The sequence below is a fragment of the Dictyobacter alpinus genome, assembly GCF_003967575.1.
Classification (GTDB): Bacteria; Chloroflexota; Ktedonobacteria; order Ktedonobacterales; family Ktedonobacteraceae; genus Dictyobacter; species Dictyobacter alpinus.
Genome location: NZ_BIFT01000002.1, coordinates 2,522,350 through 2,539,568, shown reverse-complemented (window position 1 = coordinate 2,539,568; position 17,219 = coordinate 2,522,350). Strand labels below are relative to the sequence as shown.

The window sequence follows — 17,219 nt, the reverse complement described above, 5'->3', positions numbered from 1 at the left end:
TGTGGTGTCAAAAAGTGTTCGGATAACACTTTTTGACACCACACGTAAAACCTTTGGAGCGCCAAAGGCGCGAAAAAACGCTTAGCGGTCCATAGATTTCATGGGAGTAAGACACACTCTCTTAGAGTGTCTGAAGATAAACAGAAAGATTATAGAGATGAGGATACGATGGCATGCCCAATCAGAAACAATCCCTGGAGATAATTACAGAGCAATATACTTCCCTGCTACAAAATATCTGCGATATTGCCACGATGTATTATTTTTTGGGCCATTTCCAGCAAGCCCGACAACTACTAGATACAGGTATGCAACTTGTAGAGGATAAAGGAGTAGTACCTGAAGCCGGAGGAAATCTACTTTTACAATCAGGCATCTTGCAGACCAGAAGCATTATTTATCTAGGCCACGAGGCTGGTCCTGCTCTGGCTACATTTTTACAGGTGCGTTCCATTGCGGAAACAACTGATAATCAACAATTACTGGCCAGTGTTATCGATTGGACTGGACAGGCCCTCTATTACCAGGCGCTCAATGCCAGTGAACTAGAAGCGGATTTTTCTACACCATTGATGTATTTTGAAGATGCATTGGAAAAGCGCAGGCAACTCCAGGATGAGCGTGGAAGCTGCGAAACGACGTTTAATATTGGCCGTGTCTATCAAAATATGGGACAGGATGATTCAGCCCACACATATTTTGTTAAGGCGCTGACACTGGCTGAGCAGCACAATTACCAGATACAAATGGCTGAAATATTGTTGCATCTGGGATCTTATGCACAGACGCAAGGGGATTTAGAAGCGGCCATGAAATCGATGACGCTGGGTATGACGATGCGAGAGGAGCTTAATTTACGCGTTGATCTCCCCTTCACATATCTGACCATTGGCAACCTTGTACAAAAGCGAGCGGACATGGATCAGGCTGCTTTATATTATCAGAAAGCCGCCCTGCTGGCACAAGAGATGGATTTGCCGCAGCCCTATGTCTTTGCGCTGCTTAATATCAGCTATCTCCATCTAGCGCAAGATCAACCAGCTAAGGCGCTCACCGTTATTGAAGAGGCCCTGACACTCGCGCAGGACAACCATTTACAATTTGCTCGCACTGCCCTGCTAGCCATCCAGCAAGAGATACAACAACAATCTCAGTAGTCGTTATGTTATCAATAGCTCAATGTACGTAGGATTATTTATACAGGCAACCAGATATGCTATAGTAGCAGTTAACGCTCCTGGTAGAGTTAGGAGCGCTATTTCATCCAGCACAAAAATAGATGAGTAGCTATCCAGCAATACACATCTATAGTTATAGAAAGGGAGCCTGTATGCTTCGCTTATTGATTGATACTGATCCAGGCATTGATGATGCCCTGGCACTATTTTTAGCCATAGCTTCACCAGAAGTACAAATTGAGGGCATAACAACAGTAAGTGGTAATGTATCAATTTCGATGACTACCCATAATGCCCTGGCCTTGCTTGAACTGGCAGGAGCAACACAGACAACGGTCGCCAGTGGTAGTGCCCGTCCACTGATTCGCCAGGCAGTCTTCGCGGATCATGTACATGGAGAGAATGGTATTGGCGGGGTCCAATTGCCCGCTCCACAGCAGGAGCCGCTCCACAATAAGGCCGTCGAAACCATTATCCAAACAATCTTGCAGGCACCCGGAGAAATCACCCTTGTAGCATTAGGGCCACTCACCAATCTCGCCCTGGCCGTTCGCTGTGAGCCAAAGATTGCAGAAATGGTACGCGAGGTAGTGATTATGGGTGGAGCCTTCCAGGTTCCTGGTAATGTCACGCCAGCCGCAGAATTCAATATTTACGCGGATCCACATGCCGCCCATATCGTCATGCACGCTGGCTGGCCCCTGCGCCTCGTCTCACTCGATGTCACCAACCATACTTTAATGGATCAAGAGCAATTTGCGCGCCTCGCAGCAAACAATCATCCAGTCACCCGCAGCATGCAGGCCATGGCCACATCCTATATTGAGGGCATGGGCAAAAAACGCGGCGTCAGCGGCATAGCCATGCACGATCCCCTCTGCCTGGCAGCAGCCATTCAGCCCGAGCTGATTACCTGGCGAAACGCCTATGTAGACATCGAGCTAAACGGGACATATACCCAGGGTCAAACCATTACCTATTTTGATCAGGATCCAGCTCGCCCTACCACCAACCAGCCAAACGTACTCGCCTCGATCAACGTAGATAAAGAACGCTTCATAGCTCTGTATATGGACACGATCGCAGCCTATTATAGATCCTAGCGAAAGCCAGACAGAGAGCCGTTTTTCCAGCATGTTTTCAGATACACACGATTATGTTATGCTCATGATGTATCCTATATAAGATAGAATAACTTTATCTACCAGCAGAGTTACTAATGATGAGGGGCGGCAACATGATGAATAGACTCGATATCTCGGTTTTTGCGTTAGAGCCACCGGCCAAAATTGGGGTTGGCTTCCACAATGTTGGCAGTGGAGTGTTGCGCGCCTCGCATTCATCAATAATTCACAAGATAGAGGCGCATTATGGAGAGCGCTGTGGGCACATTCCATTAAATGCAGAAAAGCTACGCATCCTGGTGACAGAACATAATCAAGATATCACCACCCAGACTGCTTATCTCAGCGCTCTCTTCAAGAAAGAACTCAAGGCCATCACGGCCGAGGAACTGCGTCAGGAGCAACAAGCCGATACTTCAACGCTCGTGGTTCCGTATATCAACACACCAGAGTCACAAAAATTTATTCAGAACGAGCAGGCTGCTAATTCCTGGGGAATTCCCGCTGCGATGGTCAATCTGTTGAAAAATAAAGCAGACTTTTATAGCTGGCTGGATACATTTGAGCTGCAAAATTTCCAGACTCCCGACTATCAGATCGCACAAATAGAGCAGTTGCCACAACAGGCATTGGCATTCCTGAAAACTATTGAAGCAATCATCACTACAGCTGGACTACCATCGTATCCTCCAGGCTTGATGCTACGCGCCGCGGAATCCGATGGGAATTATGGCTGCTGCTTGCTATATACAATCGGAAAGCGCATTATTCTAGTTCCCAATGGTGAACAAACGGCGGCCATGTTCTACACAGACTGGTCGCAAGCGCTGGAGGATGCACAAAAAATCCTACTGGACACTATGGATGTCGAGAAAGAATCCAGGATCGTCATGAGCCGCTATCTAGATTTAAGCGACTCACCTGGCATGTCGGTAGTTATCATCGATGGACAGATCGAAAGTCTACGCTGGAATGGACAGCTGCAGGCTGAGGGCAGCAAAGCCTGCATCGGGACCAGCAGCTATCAGCCTAAAAATGCCACGATCGCACGCATGCAAGCAGAATATGAAAGTCAGACGCTGGCTTGCTTTGAGCAGGTCCTCAAACGTACGGCCCAACACTTCAACATCGATTTCCAGAGTATCCGTGGCGTCGCCAATATCGACATCATGCTGCCGAGTTCACTAGAAGAAGAATTACAGAAGCGACGTGGACAACAAGCGTCCCTCTATATCGCCGAATGTAATCCACGCTGGACAAATTATACTGATGCTATTTTAAGCGTTATCGGGGCCAATCAGCAAACAGCCAGTATCCAGAACATGCGCAACACAATCCAGCAGCGCATCCAGGCCATCGACAAATACTATTTTCCACCCCACATCCATCAGGCTACATTAAGAGAGCGGATCGCCGAAAAAGACGAGCAATTAAAGGCCAGCGGCACCCGTATCATTTGTCGCATGGCCAAGCATCCCATGGGCATTATCTTCGCTGGCAACATCGAACAGGCCCAGCAGGAACTCACAACCATTATAGAGAAGCTCGCGGAATAATCCAGCAAATCCGTCCTTTTGCGCGCCTTCCTCAGTACGTATCCATTTCAATTATGATAGTGTTATAGTAGTAAGGGAAGTGAATGCTCCACAAGAACAGGATGCCACTTATCTTATTTCAAGCGCAAAGACGCTAGCTCTAAGAGGATGTTATCAATGAGAACACTGATTACCTGTATGGGAGAATGCTTGATTGATTTTCTTCCTAGCAAAAAAGCGGGCCAGAGCAATGAATTTCGCATGTATCCAGCGGGCTCGATCCTGAATGTTGCCGTTGGCGTTTCTCGCCTGGGCCAGCCTACCGCCTTTGCCTGCAAGTTAGCCAGAGATTATTTTGGTCGTACTTTGCATAATTATATAGAACAAAATGGTATTGATACACGTTATCTAAGCACGACTGAAGGACATAGCACCCTTGCCTTTGTGGCCATGGAGAACGGACAGGCCTCGTTTGATTTTTATGGGGATGGAACAGCTGACACCCTGATGACAATGGAGGATGTGCCAGCCAACCTGTTTAATGAGACCAAAATGCTCCATATTGGCTCGATCAGCCTGTTAAGGGGAACTACGCCCGAGACCATCAAAAAAACCTTTCAACGCCTCAGAGGCCATGCCCTCCTCTCGCTCGATCCCAACCTGCGTCCACATCTGGTCAAAGACGAAGCAAAGTACCGCGCACTCTTGCAGGAACTGGTGAGTCAAACCGATCTCTTAAAACTCAGCGACGCCGATCTGGATTGGTTGCATCCTGGCGAATCCATCACAGATGCGCTACGACAGTTGGCCCAGCAGGGTCCTGCCCTGGTGGTTATCACGCGTGGCGACAAAGGGGCGATCGCGTTGAGGAAAGGCGGGGAGAGACCGGTACATATACCTGGATTCAGCGTTGATATCGTAGATACCATTGGAGCAGGTGATACCTTCTGCGCCGGACTCCTCACCTATCTAGCGGATCAGCAGATCCTGACACATGCGGATCTGGCCGCTATCAGCGACGACAAAGTTACCGCGATGCTACGCTTCGCCGCCGCCTCAGCCGCCCTCAATTGTCAGCGCGAAGGAGCTGACCCGCCAAAGCGGTCAGAGGTCGAGGCATTTCTGAAAGCCAAAGATACTCAGCACGCATAGCAAACAGCCAGACTCGTAACGGTATCCCTGCTGGTTGCCGTTACGAGAAAGCGGATTACGCAGGAAGATCATCCTGGGGTTGAAGTAGCGGGACAGAAACCTGCACAGTATCAGGATATTTGATGCCACTACCAGTGTTGAGCAATACGACCCGTTCAGAGGGTTTGATCCAGCCACTGGCGCGCAACTGACGGGCAGCAACCAGAGTGGCCGCACCCTCAGGACACACAAAGAGGCCTTCCTGACTGGCAAGATCAGCCTGAGCCTGCAACAGGTCATTATCATCTACGGCCAGGGCATAGCCATCAGTGCTGCGAACAGCATCCAGGACCAGGAAATCGCCGAGCGCTTTAGGGACATTAATACCAAAGGCGATCGTGCTAGAATCTTTCCAGAATTCAGAAACGGCCTGTCCTTCCTGCCAGGCCTTCACGATCGGGGCGCAGCCTGTGGATTGGACAGCAACCAGGCGGGGTAAACGCTCCCCAATCCAGCCAAGCTGTTGCAGTTCTTGTAGAGCCTTATAGATGCCGATGATGCCTACGCCGCCACCAGTCGGATAAATAATCACATCCGGCACCTCCCACTGAAACTGCTCCGCGATCTCATAGCCCATCGTCTTTTTCCCTTCAATACGATAGGGCTCCTTCAAGGTCGAGGCATCATACCAGCCATGGGACTTCACAGCCCGCCCAACAATTGCGCCGGCATCGCTAATCAAACCATTCACCAGATAAAGATGCGCCCCACTAATCGCGCACTCATTGCGGGTAATCAAGGGTGCACCCTCAGGCATGACCACAAACGCATCCAGGCCAGCGCGTGCCGCATAGGTAGCCCAGGCGCCACCGGCATTGCCATTAGTTGGCATAGCCAGCACCTCAACCCCCAACTCTTTCGCCCGCGAGACTCCCACCGCAGCACCACGCGCCTTAAAAGATCCAGTAGGAATTACCCCTTCATCCTTAACATAGAGATCCAACTGCAGCGACGGCCCCAGACGCTGCAGCGGGAGTAGAGGCGTCATACCCTCTCCCAGGGTCACCACATGTTCAGGAGAGCGCACCGGTAACAGCTCATGATAGCGCCAGAGCGATGGCTCCCGACGCTGTAGCATCTCTTTATTCAAGTATTGCTTGACGGCCGCCAGATCATAGCGCACCAGAAGCGGCGAGCCGCACGAGCATAAGTGTGCCTGCTCATCTGCATTATAGATAGCATGGCAACGAGGACATTCTAGATGTTGAAGAAAACTAAAAGCCAATGGACGCACCTTATCTAGATAGATGGATAGAAAAACTATTTGTGACTACGATCAAACTGGATTGGTAAACTTTTCACACCAAAGACAACATGATTTTTCAGTTGTTGCAAAGTATCTTGATCCTGATGCCGCCAATCTGGCACCAATCGCACCATCGTCTCCAAAGCAATCTTTGCCTCCAGGCGGGCCAGAGGCGCACCCAGACAAAAGTGGATACCATGTCCAAAGGAGAGATGACGATTAGGCGTACGCTGGATATCAAAGCGCAAAGGATCTGGGAACTGCGACTCATCAAAGTTAGCAGAGATCGTCGTGACCTGCACAATATCCCCCTGCTGGATCTGTTGATCCCCCAACAATACATCTTTAGTCGCTATTCGTCCACCAATAATAACACGATTCCCACCTGTACCACGATTGGGTGGCAGATAACGCAGAACCTCCTCAAGGGCCGTGGAAATCAACGTAGGATCCTGTCGCAGCTGCTGCCAGGCTTCAGGATAACGCTCAAAACACAGAAAGGCATTACCGATTAATTGTGTTGTCGTAATATTGCCTGCCACTAGAAGTGTAACAAAAAAGCCATATAAATCCTCATCACTTAACTGTTCACCATCCACCTCGGCCGCTAGCAACAGGCTCAAAATATCTTCGCGCGGAGAGCGACGACGCTCATTGATGGTGCGCGCCATAGTTTCATACATGCTTATATAAAATTCAGGAGATACCGCATCCTGACCCTCATCACTCAGCGAGGGATCAGTGACCAACGAGTCAGACCATTTTTTGACCGCAGCCCAATTGTGGCGTGGAAATCCCAGCATATCAGCGATAACCAGAATCGGCAAAGGTACAGCCAGGTCAGTCACCACATCCATCTCTCCACGTGCCAGGTGGGACTGGACCAGGCCTGAGGCCAGCTGTTCAATGCGGGGCGCTAGCTGAGCAATCGTGCGGGCAGAGAAGGCCTGTGTGACCAATGAGCGCAACTGGCGATGGCGCGGCGGATCCATAGCAAGAATGCTGTTCGCCGCCTCCTGGCTCTCCTGTGGACCTGGAGCTGAGGAGAAGGTAGCATAATCATTCTGGACGCGAATATGATCCTCATAGCGAAAAATGCGCCACTGCTTATGCTGGTCATCATAGCTAACTGGCTCGGTCGCCCGCATCGTACTACACCAATCACGCATTTGATCGTGCCATACTAGAGGTGGCAAAGTGAAATCATCCACGAAAGACGGAATTTGCATGCGTCGAACCTTTCTGTATGCAGATAGATAGCGAATATAGTATTTTATTTATCTACTTCTTAATATAGCACATCCACGCGCTATACTACATATCCTTTTAAGCAGCTTTAACTTTTATCTGCACCTTTAAATGAGTATACAGAGGCTATTCTAACGTGCAGTCGGTGACGGACATAGCTTGAGTGAGTAAATCAGGTGATGCAAGCAAGCGCAATTTTTGCGAGCGTGGATAGCGCTTCAAAGCATATTCAGTGCGAAGAGCATCGCCCTTAGAAGCAAACTGCCAGCTCATCATGAGTACCACGGGCAAACGTGCGCGTGTATAGCGAGCGCCTTTGCCAGCATTATGCATGGCGACACGCCGCTCAACATTCGTTGTGTAGCCCGTATACAGGGTATCATCTTTACAGCGCACTATATACACATAATGTAACGTATCAATCATCAAGTAGATGCCATTTCTGGATGATCAAACAAAAAGTATATGGTTGTATTGTATCATTTTTGTATTTTGTGTTTATAAAGATTTCCCAAAAAAGGTGGTACTTGACAATACATTAATAGGCAAGCATACTTCGAATTAAGGGAATATCTTTAGTTATTTCGGGAGTGCATGTTTTTGCCTGCCACCTTTTTACCGCAACATACAAAATAATGGCTCTCATTGGATGCGTGATTGGCACCGTTGCCCACGCGAAGAACCAACCATTCTTGAAGGGATCGAACAATGGACGTTTATCAGCAAACGAGCGAGAAGCAAGCATCCCATCCATATACGGAACAGGATATTGGCACGACCAGTCTACTTCCAACCTACCGTATGGATCTTCGACCAACCCATAGTAAAGATGTTTTCTATCAGGCTAATCCTGTTTCAGATTGGAAAGAGTTATCCTGGGACAAAATTGGACGCCCATACCGTGTTGAGCGCTGGTCAAAGGAGAAGTTGCGCTGGGAAAAAGAGCATGACCAGCAATTGCCTCCTCAGACTTCATGGGAAATGTTTAATCGCTCATTCCAAAATCTTTTCGATGCAGATGCCCTGGCTACCCGCCAGGCTGCGCTGGGCACACTGGGCACGAGCCTGGGCACACTTAAACTTCACGAAGCATTTGAAGCGGTAGAAGATATAGTACAGGCGACCGTCTGGAATAAGATTCACCGCGTCGAAGATGCCGTCTGGGATCCTCGTGGTAAGCGCGCCCTCTTTGAAGGTCTGGATGTTAAAAAGCCTGAAGTTCTCTTCCTCGGAGCGGCCGACGGCTATGAAGCCATGCAACTGATGGCCATGTATCCTGGCGGACACGCAGTGCTGGTAGATTATGATGACTATTGCCGCACCAACCGCTTCGGCGAATTTCCTGAGGCCTATCCCTTCCTTGGCGAAAATCCGGCCACCGGCGCACCTAAGGTCTGGTACCGTGATGAGATGAATATCGACTTCGAAGTTGTAGACATTCGGGATTTGAAATACGGCAAAGAATTCGATATCGTGGTCAGTATCGGGCTCATCGAACATTTTCCCGATGAATATAAGCCATTGGCATTGGATATGCATCGCCGTTTTCTCAAACCTGGCGGTTACGCCATCATGACCACGCCACGCGCACAGCTACAGTCTAAAATCTTCTACACCCTGTTCGCCGATATCATGAATTTTGCCTATCGAGAATTGATGGATGTAAAGCATCTTGGGCTGTATGCATACGAAAACGGCTTCGAAATCCTGCGGCATGGACGCATTAAAGCCCATAACGGCATTATTGCCCGCACACGCTAACAATCCAGTCCCCGTGTATTGGTGAATACAAGCGATAAATTCAGCAGAAAAATCCCACCGAGCATAAACTTCAGATCCACCCTCGGTAAGAGCGCCCACTTCAGGGCGCTCTATTTCTTTGCCATAAAAGCTAGCATCTAATAATGATTATGCATGTATAATATTTTTATTTATAATTTGCCCAATACATATAATGAATAAAGATGAAACATCTTGTTCATCTGAAATATACAGCTGATTTGAAAGGTCTGGATTGTATGAGAGTCAAGAAAAGTCCACAAAGGATGCAAGTATTCCTCGTTGTGTGCATGTTAGTCCTTTGCGCAGCAGGAGCCTTGTCCTGGAGTCTCTTCACAAACGGAGAACCAGTCTCTGCTGCTGGTCGTTATGCATCATGTGGAAAAATCACGGTGCGTCTGGGTAGCCATACACCGGGATCTTATGCTACGCAGGTAGAAGATTGCTTCACAAAAGGCTATAAGCTCTGTAAAAACGTAGCCCTCACCTACCAGCAGACAGGCATAGACTCAGGCACAACCCGCCTGTTTGAGGTAGTTCGCCTGGGCAGTCGTTGTCAAATTGTCGAAACTGTCACCAACTATGTCATCCCCATGCATAACCCACATGTAACTTACAATTACTGCTCTGGAATATATCAAATATATTCTGGTCTGCGCATACTCAATTGTGGAACTGATGGAGATATCTTTATCCAATCATCAGCACCCACTCCCGGCCCTTCTGGACACTGTGTACCAGGGCCAGCTGTAGATTGTCTGCCCATGGTAACGCCAGCGCTACCTACAAGTTCTGTGCAGTGTCCGACGCCAACGCCTGTTTATACACGCTGCCCGTCAGTCACACCTACGCCCATTGTGAAACATCCTAGAGTCACACCTACACCTGTTACATATTGCTATCCAACACCGATTGTGAAACATCCTAGAGTCACACCTACACCAATTGTGAAACATCCTAGAGTTACACCTACACCTATCGAGACAACACCATGTAGCGATGATAGTTGCTCATGTGGGTGTGATGCTCCCTAAGGAACAGATAAAATGATGTAAAAATTTTTACATCATTTTAAGTTTCGGGAACCTGTAGCAGTTTTGCTGCTACAGGTTCTTGCTATCAATCTACTCTGACTATGCCAAGATACACAATACAAGCTATGGTATGATAAAAAATAGTTTTTTTACGCAGAATGATTGTAGAAAAGGATGTGATGAATGGTCGTAATACAGTCGATTGATACCGCAAGACAGATTCAAGAGAGCACCCAGATTCCATCCGAGGCGGTGGCAATCTGGTGGTTAGGACAAGCTAGTTTTGTTCTCAAGACAACATCCACCACTATCTTGATTGATCCTTTTTTAAATCCAATGGAAGGTCGTGTCATCCCGCCTCCATTCACAGCCGAGCAGTGCCCGCCAATTGATCTAATACTTTATACCCATGAACATATCGATCATCTAGACATACCCACACTGGAGACGTTAGCACGTCACAGATCCCAACCACGCGTTATTGCTCCCAGTCCAATCATGGACCAGCTCCTTAAAGCTGGCGTCCAACCTGAGCAATTACAAGGGGTCCAACCTGATGAAGAGATTATCACTGGCACCAACAAAATCTTGCCCGTCCCCGCCCTGCATGGACTGAGCTTTCCTCCGGTCACCTATAGTTTTGGCCAGGAGATCAGCGATGGCCAATATCGCTACCTTGGCTATATCGTCGAAATGAACGGAATACGCATCTATCATCCAGGAGACACACTGGTCTTTGCAGGATTAGTAGAAAAACTGCAACCACTCAATATTGATCTTGCTCTCCTTCCGATCAATGGTCGGAGCTATTTCAGGGAACAGCAAAATCTTGTGGGCAATATGGATGAGCGCGAAGCCGCCGATCTAGCCGCCGCAGCTGGATTTAAAGCAGTCATTCCCACCCATTACGAGATGTTTGCCGGCAATACTGGCCGTCCAGGTTTCTTTGTCGACTATATCCGCGCTCATCATCCCGAACTCACCTGCTACCTGCCATCTCACGGCCGCCGCCTGATCTATATGAAATAGGAGAGCAGATTTAAATAGAGCCAGACAAACTTTCCGCTTTTTTGGAGCAAAAAAGAATAGATAAAGTAATCCATACCCACAACTGAACGACTATTCATGTTTGTCGTGTGGAGAGCAGAGAGGTGTCCTGACCTTTAGCAAGATTGGGCATCTCTCTTTTTCATGTTTTACAGGTAAAATGCCAGGAAGTTGCGCGGCATACAGCTGATCTGGTAAAGTAACAGCATCCAAATAAGAATTATGATGATGACAGGAGAATCACTGCATGCTATCCTTGCCCGATCAATTAGAGACCGCGATTGAAGCTGCTTTGCAGCATGTGCCAGCCTCAAAATGGAAGAGCACAGCAAAGGCAGTGAGTGAGCGCTATCGCACAGTGCGCACAGGAGAGGAACAATCATTGGCGCGTGGCGCAGGCGATGTATTAGGATATGCAGCCATCATTTTTCCTGCCGCCTATGCCCAGCTCAGTGGCGCCATGGCAGCCGTTCAAGAGAGAATACCAGACTGGCAGCCAAAGTCGCTACTGGATATTGGTAGTGGACCCGGCACAGCACTCTGGGCGGCCTGTGAGCAATGGTCATCACTGCAATCACTGACCGCCTGGGAAAGAGAGCCGGCCTTTATTAATCTTGGACGCCAGCTGGCGCAGCAAAGTGAAAATCCTGTCCTCAAACATACCAACTGGCAGCGAGCAACTATTGGCGGCAAGCTCCCTGCATTTACCCAGAAATATGACGTGATTGTGTTTGGACATGTGCTGAATGAGTTACCAGAGGCACTGCGTAAAGAGATCGTGACATTGGCCTGGCAACATTGTTCAGGCATCCTATTAATTGTAGAACCAGGGACATCAGCCGCATTTCCAATCGTCAAAGCACTACGAGAATATCTACTCAGCCTGGAAGCCCATACAATCGCGCCCTGCGCCCACGATCAGGCATGTCCACTGGTCAATGATTGGTGTCACTTTCCGCAACGCCTGGAACGGCCAGCCTTCCAACGGCGCGCTAAAGAGGGAACAGCGAACTGGGAAGAAAGTAAATTCTCCTATGCCGCCATGGCCCGCTTCAGCCCCGGCACGCCCATCTGGGGTCGCCTGATTCATCAGCCCCACAAAACCAAAAGAGATGTTACCCTGAATGTTTCCAGTATCAATGGGATCGTCAATGTACAAATACTCAAGAGCCAGCGCGAAGCATTTAAGCAGGCCACCAACTATAAATGGGGAGAAATACTCACAAACGAAGAGAAAGTATAAGGTAGCGCATTAACAGCTCAAATACTCTTAATGCTCGCTATGCAAAAATATATGATAGTGCTTGCTCGCTGATCGTTTTTTCGCGCCTTTGGCGCTCTAAGGGTTTTACGTGTGGTGTCAAATGTTGCGCGATGCGCAACATTTGACACCACACGTAAAAGAAGGGTGGGCCCTTCAGGGCCCGCGTGCGGCTAGCTGCATGCTCCACGATGAGAGTGGGAATCCAACACTATCAAACAAAAATGACCCAGCTCATCAAGCTGAGATCATCAAGATAGAGAGATCAAAGAGTCGCAGCTTGCTGGTCTCGTTTGTGATATGGTAAAGCATAACGAATAAAAAACGTAACTCCCACTATTTAGAGGAGGTTTAAGTGTACACAGAAGAAATAATCGGGCTAACGGTAGGACAAGAAAAACTCTCTGGCTATTCAGCATATCCAGATGGAGATGGACCATTTCCAGGTGTCGTCATCATCCATGAAATCTTTGGATTGAATGAGAACATCAAGGATATCGCGCATCGCTTCGCGGAAGCCGGTTATGCCGCCTTCGCCATCGACCTGTTCGCCGGTCGCAACCGCGCCATCTGCATGTCCCGCTTCATGGCTCAAATGCTCACCAGTCCGTTAAATAATAGCAGCATTCGCACATTGAAGCAGGCCCTCACCTACCTTGGTGAGCAGCCACGCGTTGATGCCAATCGTATTGGAGCCATTGGCTTCTGCATGGGAGGCGGTTTCGCCATTGCCTGGGCCACCAGTGATAACCGGCTCAAAACCATCGCCCCATTCTATGGTGCGAATCCCAGACCCCTGGAAGCCGTGTCCCGTAGTTGTCCTGTTGTCGGCTCCTATCCTGCCGCAGACTTCACCGCCAAACAAGCCACCAAATTAGATGAAGCCTTGACCACATATAATATCGAGCACGACATCAAAATCTATCCCGGGGCTAAACATTCCTTTTTCAATGACCAGGGAAAAAGCTATGATGCCGCCGCCTCTAAAGACGCCTGGGAACGTGTTTTGGCCTACTTTCAAAAACATCTTGGATAAAACATACGTTGACTGGCAAATGCTATTTCTTCAATGGTAGGGCATGTTAGGATAAAGAAGGTAGCATGAAAGTCAAAAAGAACAAGCTACATAATGAGACAACTTGGATTGATAAGTAACGAATAGAGCAATCCAAACGTGAGAAAGACAGACGAAAAAAATTTACAGTCGATCTTTAACACCAAGAGGAGAATGTATTCCATGAATATTGGTATTATTGGAGCAGGCAACATTGGAGCGAATGCTGCAATATTATTTGCTAAAGCCGGCCACAAGGTCGCGATTAGTAATTCAAAAGGACCCGAATCCTTATTTGATCTGGTCTCCAAGATTGGTCCTAATGCCAGCGCGGCCAGCATCGAAGAGGCGGTCCGCTTCGGCGAAGTTATCCTGCTAGCCTTACCATGGTCACAGCGCAACAAATTACCAGCCGCCCAGGTGTTTGAAAATAAAATCGTAATGGATGCCACAAATCCTTATAAAGTTGATCAAGCTGGTAACTACACAATCGAGAATCTCGGTCAAAGTACATCCAGCGAAGAGATTCTCAAGCTAATGCCAGGTGCACGCTTAGTCAAGGCATTCAACACCATGTATTTTGAAACCTTGAGAGATAGTGGCACAAAAGATCCGAACAAACAGCTTGTGCTCTTTATTGCCAGCGATGATAGCGAAGCCAAAGAAGTAGTTGCACGCTTGATTGAGGATATCGGCTTCGCTGCAGTAGACACCGGCTTCTTAAAAGAAGGCGGACGTCTCCAGCAGCCTGACTCGGCAATCTATAACGTTCCTATGACCGTCGAGGAAGCAAAAAAGAAACTGACAGATTTAAAATAAAATTCCCCCCCGATAAGTATGGCGTCAATTCGTGTGTTAAAGAAAATGATGTACCGAACTGACGCCACACACGCTACATTGCACTGAAAACAAAGATATTGCGCCGCTACCTTAAAAAGCGTATAGGCGCACCCGGCATGATAAATTTAATCCAAAGATAGAAATGCTCACTTATTTTGTGATACACTCCTGGTATGATTCTTTTTAAGAAAAGAAACCTTTGCTAGCTTTACACGTGCAAATGGAGAGTGAGAAACCAGATATGCAGGAGTATACTTTTACACAGAAATTCACATCTGATGAGCTTGGCCTGGGTGGAGTTGCACTGGCAAGTTATCTGGATCAACTGTATATAGCCTGGACAGGGAGCGATCACGCTATTAATCTTATTGTTTCTCGTGATGATGGACAATCCTTCGACTATAGCACTAAAATCATACTTGATGAGGAAAGTTATAATCGCCCAGCCCTGGCCGTCTATCAGAATCGGCTCTATATCGCCTGGATCAATACCAGGGGCTTGATTTGCCTGATGTACTCCACTGATAATGGAAACTCCTTCAATCCCGATACGAAAAGCATCTCAGATCAAAGCACCTTTGCGTCAGGTTTCCTGGCCGGGACATCCCATGCTGAAGGATATGATGGACCAGCTCTAACTGTCTGCCAAAATCGATTGCACGTCGCATGGGCAGGACAGGATCAGCATCTCAACTTTATGTATTCTACTGATGGTGGGAAGAGCTTTGATACAGGCACCCAGTTTATCTCACCAGAAAAAAGCTATTTCCATATCACCCGCTCTCAGCGAGCCACAAATCCTCCTGCCATGTATATTACCGACAAAAACTATCCGGGGCCGGCACTCGGCGTCCATAATGGTCAATTATATTGCGCATGGACAGGACAGGATAGCTCCATCAACATCATGTCCTCAATAGATAGTGGACAAACATTTGACTCATCCACAAAGATAATCTCAGAGCAAACCAGTCACTCTGCGCCCGCTATTGGCAGCCATCGCGGACAGGGAGTTCTCTGCTGGCAAGGTACCGGCAACTGGAATCCAACACTCAATCTGCAACTGTTTGCCGGCGGAAACTTCTATGACAGTAGTACAGCACAACATATCACCTTCACAGACAGCACTGACAGAGCCCCAGCCATCCTTAGCCATCATGGTCGCCTGATCGTTGCATGGTGCGGCACCAACAACCGCCAGATTAACCTTGCTACATATTAAAACAGCTCATACCAATTCTGACAGCTTAGAACATAGACACGCACGACCAATCCACCACACACAAAGCAAGGATGCAAGCTCCTGCCACACACAAAGCAAGGATGCAAAGGGCTCGCCCGCTACGCGGACCCAGGCCAGACACAAAGCGGGGATGCAAGGGGCGGCGAGCCCTTTGACTGGGGGCTCGGGGGCTGTGCCCCCGCAACCTCCCTCCCTCCGCCCGCCCGCGTAGCGGGCGAGCGCCAGACACAATACTAAAGAGTCCACTTTTATACGAGATTGTATGCTAATGATTGCAAAATACAATCTTTCCTATTATAATAAGCATAAACAACGCGCTATATGCGCATATTTAATTTCTATTCGCATGTAAATAAATAAAAGTACTTATCCAGTGTGGTATGTGTTCACAACTATTTATCACAATACCGTCTGAAAAATGAGCACAATGCCACAGACTTATTACACGATACTCAATATTAGCGGAAAGCAACTTGTAGCAATGCGTGATCCCCAGCAGATTGATAGCAAAGAAATGGCAAAGTGGTTAGACATCAGAAAGAATAATGGCAATCCAACCACGCTACTCTTAGGATCCAGGGCAGGGGCACTTTTTCGTAGTGATCACTTCTACACCAGCATGCAAAGCATGGACCATCCTATTTTTAATCAACTTTCAATGCTTAAGAAGTTCAGCCAATGCTATAACCTGCTCAAAAAACTTCCATTTAGCGAAACTGACATCTATAGTATTTTTCAAACTTCGCTTAAAGATATGAGCGTAACTCAAGCAGATGCCTGTCTGGCTTCACTAATAATGCGAGGATATTTCGCAGAGATTATTACGACGAATATTGATGACATACTTGAGCAGGCACTTACTCAGGTCGATATAAAAGAGACACGTGACTTTGAGGTACTGATTCCAGGACGTGGCAAGCTAGTGCCCGAGCAAAAAAATTTTCAGTATCGGATTACAAAAGCCTATGGGGATTTTTCAGCACGTGAGTATTATGTAATCACAGGGCACTCAGCGCTGAACCAGGAGAAATTTGAAGAATTAAAGAGATTCCTCCAAAACATACTGGCAAAAGATATTCTCATAATCGGGATAGATCCTTATTGGGATGAATATATTCTGCGTATGTTCCCGCAGGCCAATGATGCAACCATCTGGTTTGTCAATGAGGAAGACCTGATTGAGGATCGACAGGTAGCGCCTATATTTGAAAAACGTAAAGCAGGGTATATTACAGGTCATACAGGTGCTTATGATCGTTTTATGACCATATTGCATAACGACCTGTGTGGAACGTTCGTACCGATGCACGCCGAATTTGCTAAAGATATCATTAGTCGTTTAGAGGATTTATCAAGTAGCCAACAAAATATTTTAGAGGAAATCAAAAAGTTACAAGAAGAACTCGATAAATTATCGCCACGCAGACGCAAACGATAAA

Annotated in this window: 14 protein-coding genes; 11 read left to right on the top strand and 3 right to left on the bottom strand. The window is 47.7% G+C overall.

The window, feature by feature from the left end:
- The first annotated feature begins 173 nt into the window (after positions 1-173).
- The 4 genes from EL633_RS32650 (at position 174) to EL633_RS32635 (ending at position 4,989) form a co-directional block, all read left to right on the top strand.
- A complete protein-coding gene (locus EL633_RS32650; RefSeq protein WP_126631393.1) occupies positions 174-1,157 on the top strand; it encodes a tetratricopeptide repeat protein in 984 nt (327 codons plus the stop codon).
- 173 nt (positions 1,158-1,330) lie between these two features.
- Entirely contained in the window at positions 1,331-2,281 is a 951-nt protein-coding gene (locus EL633_RS32645; RefSeq protein WP_161982645.1) for a nucleoside hydrolase, read from the top strand.
- Positions 2,282-2,415: 134 nt separating this feature from the next.
- Complete coding sequence (locus tag EL633_RS32640; RefSeq protein ID WP_126631391.1) at positions 2,416-3,858, top strand: hypothetical protein; 1,443 nt, start codon at positions 2,416-2,418, stop codon at positions 3,856-3,858.
- A 156-nt stretch (positions 3,859-4,014) separates the two neighbouring features.
- Positions 4,015-4,989: a carbohydrate kinase family protein gene (locus tag EL633_RS32635; RefSeq protein WP_161982644.1), complete on the top strand. Its 975-nt coding sequence runs from the start codon at positions 4,015-4,017 to the stop codon at positions 4,987-4,989.
- A 55-nt stretch (positions 4,990-5,044) separates the two neighbouring features.
- Here the strand turns inward: EL633_RS32635 and EL633_RS32630 are convergent, their stop codons facing one another.
- From EL633_RS32630 to EL633_RS32620, 3 genes are all read right to left on the bottom strand, one after another.
- Positions 5,045-6,253, bottom strand: a complete 1,209-nt coding sequence (locus EL633_RS32630; RefSeq protein WP_126631389.1) for a threonine synthase — start codon at positions 6,251-6,253, stop codon at positions 5,045-5,047.
- Between the two features lie 35 nt (positions 6,254-6,288).
- A complete protein-coding gene (locus EL633_RS32625; protein WP_126631388.1) occupies positions 6,289-7,503 on the bottom strand; it encodes a cytochrome P450 in 1,215 nt (404 codons plus the stop codon).
- A gap of 145 nt (positions 7,504-7,648) precedes the next feature.
- Entirely contained in the window at positions 7,649-7,948 is a 300-nt protein-coding gene (locus EL633_RS32620) for a GIY-YIG nuclease family protein (protein ID WP_126631387.1), read from the bottom strand.
- Between the two features lie 282 nt (positions 7,949-8,230).
- On the opposite strand from EL633_RS32620, the gene EL633_RS32615 reads away from it, so the two are divergent.
- The 7 genes from EL633_RS32615 to EL633_RS32585 all read left to right on the top strand — a co-directional run bounded on the left by EL633_RS32615 (position 8,231) and on the right by EL633_RS32585 (position 17,218).
- Entirely contained in the window at positions 8,231-9,283 is a 1,053-nt protein-coding gene (locus EL633_RS32615) for a class I SAM-dependent methyltransferase (RefSeq protein WP_126631386.1), read from the top strand.
- A 1,235-nt stretch (positions 9,284-10,518) separates the two neighbouring features.
- Positions 10,519-11,364 (top strand): MBL fold metallo-hydrolase, encoded by an 846-nt coding sequence (locus EL633_RS32610; RefSeq protein ID WP_126631385.1) that lies wholly within the window; start codon positions 10,519-10,521, stop codon positions 11,362-11,364.
- A 265-nt stretch (positions 11,365-11,629) separates the two neighbouring features.
- On the top strand, positions 11,630-12,625 hold the full coding sequence (locus tag EL633_RS32605; protein ID WP_126631384.1) for a small ribosomal subunit Rsm22 family protein: 996 nt from the start codon (positions 11,630-11,632) through the stop codon (positions 12,623-12,625).
- A 373-nt stretch (positions 12,626-12,998) separates the two neighbouring features.
- On the top strand, positions 12,999-13,679 hold the full coding sequence (locus tag EL633_RS32600; RefSeq protein ID WP_126631383.1) for a dienelactone hydrolase family protein: 681 nt from the start codon (positions 12,999-13,001) through the stop codon (positions 13,677-13,679).
- 201 nt (positions 13,680-13,880) lie between these two features.
- Positions 13,881-14,516, top strand: coding sequence for an NADPH-dependent F420 reductase (locus EL633_RS32595; protein WP_126631382.1), 636 nt, complete (start codon positions 13,881-13,883; stop codon positions 14,514-14,516).
- 262 nt (positions 14,517-14,778) lie between these two features.
- Positions 14,779-15,759 (top strand): hypothetical protein, encoded by a 981-nt coding sequence (locus EL633_RS32590; protein WP_126631381.1) that lies wholly within the window; start codon positions 14,779-14,781, stop codon positions 15,757-15,759.
- 448 nt (positions 15,760-16,207) lie between these two features.
- Entirely contained in the window at positions 16,208-17,218 is a 1,011-nt protein-coding gene (locus tag EL633_RS32585) for an SIR2 family protein (protein ID WP_161982643.1), read from the top strand.
- Position 17,219: the final 1 nt, after the last annotated feature.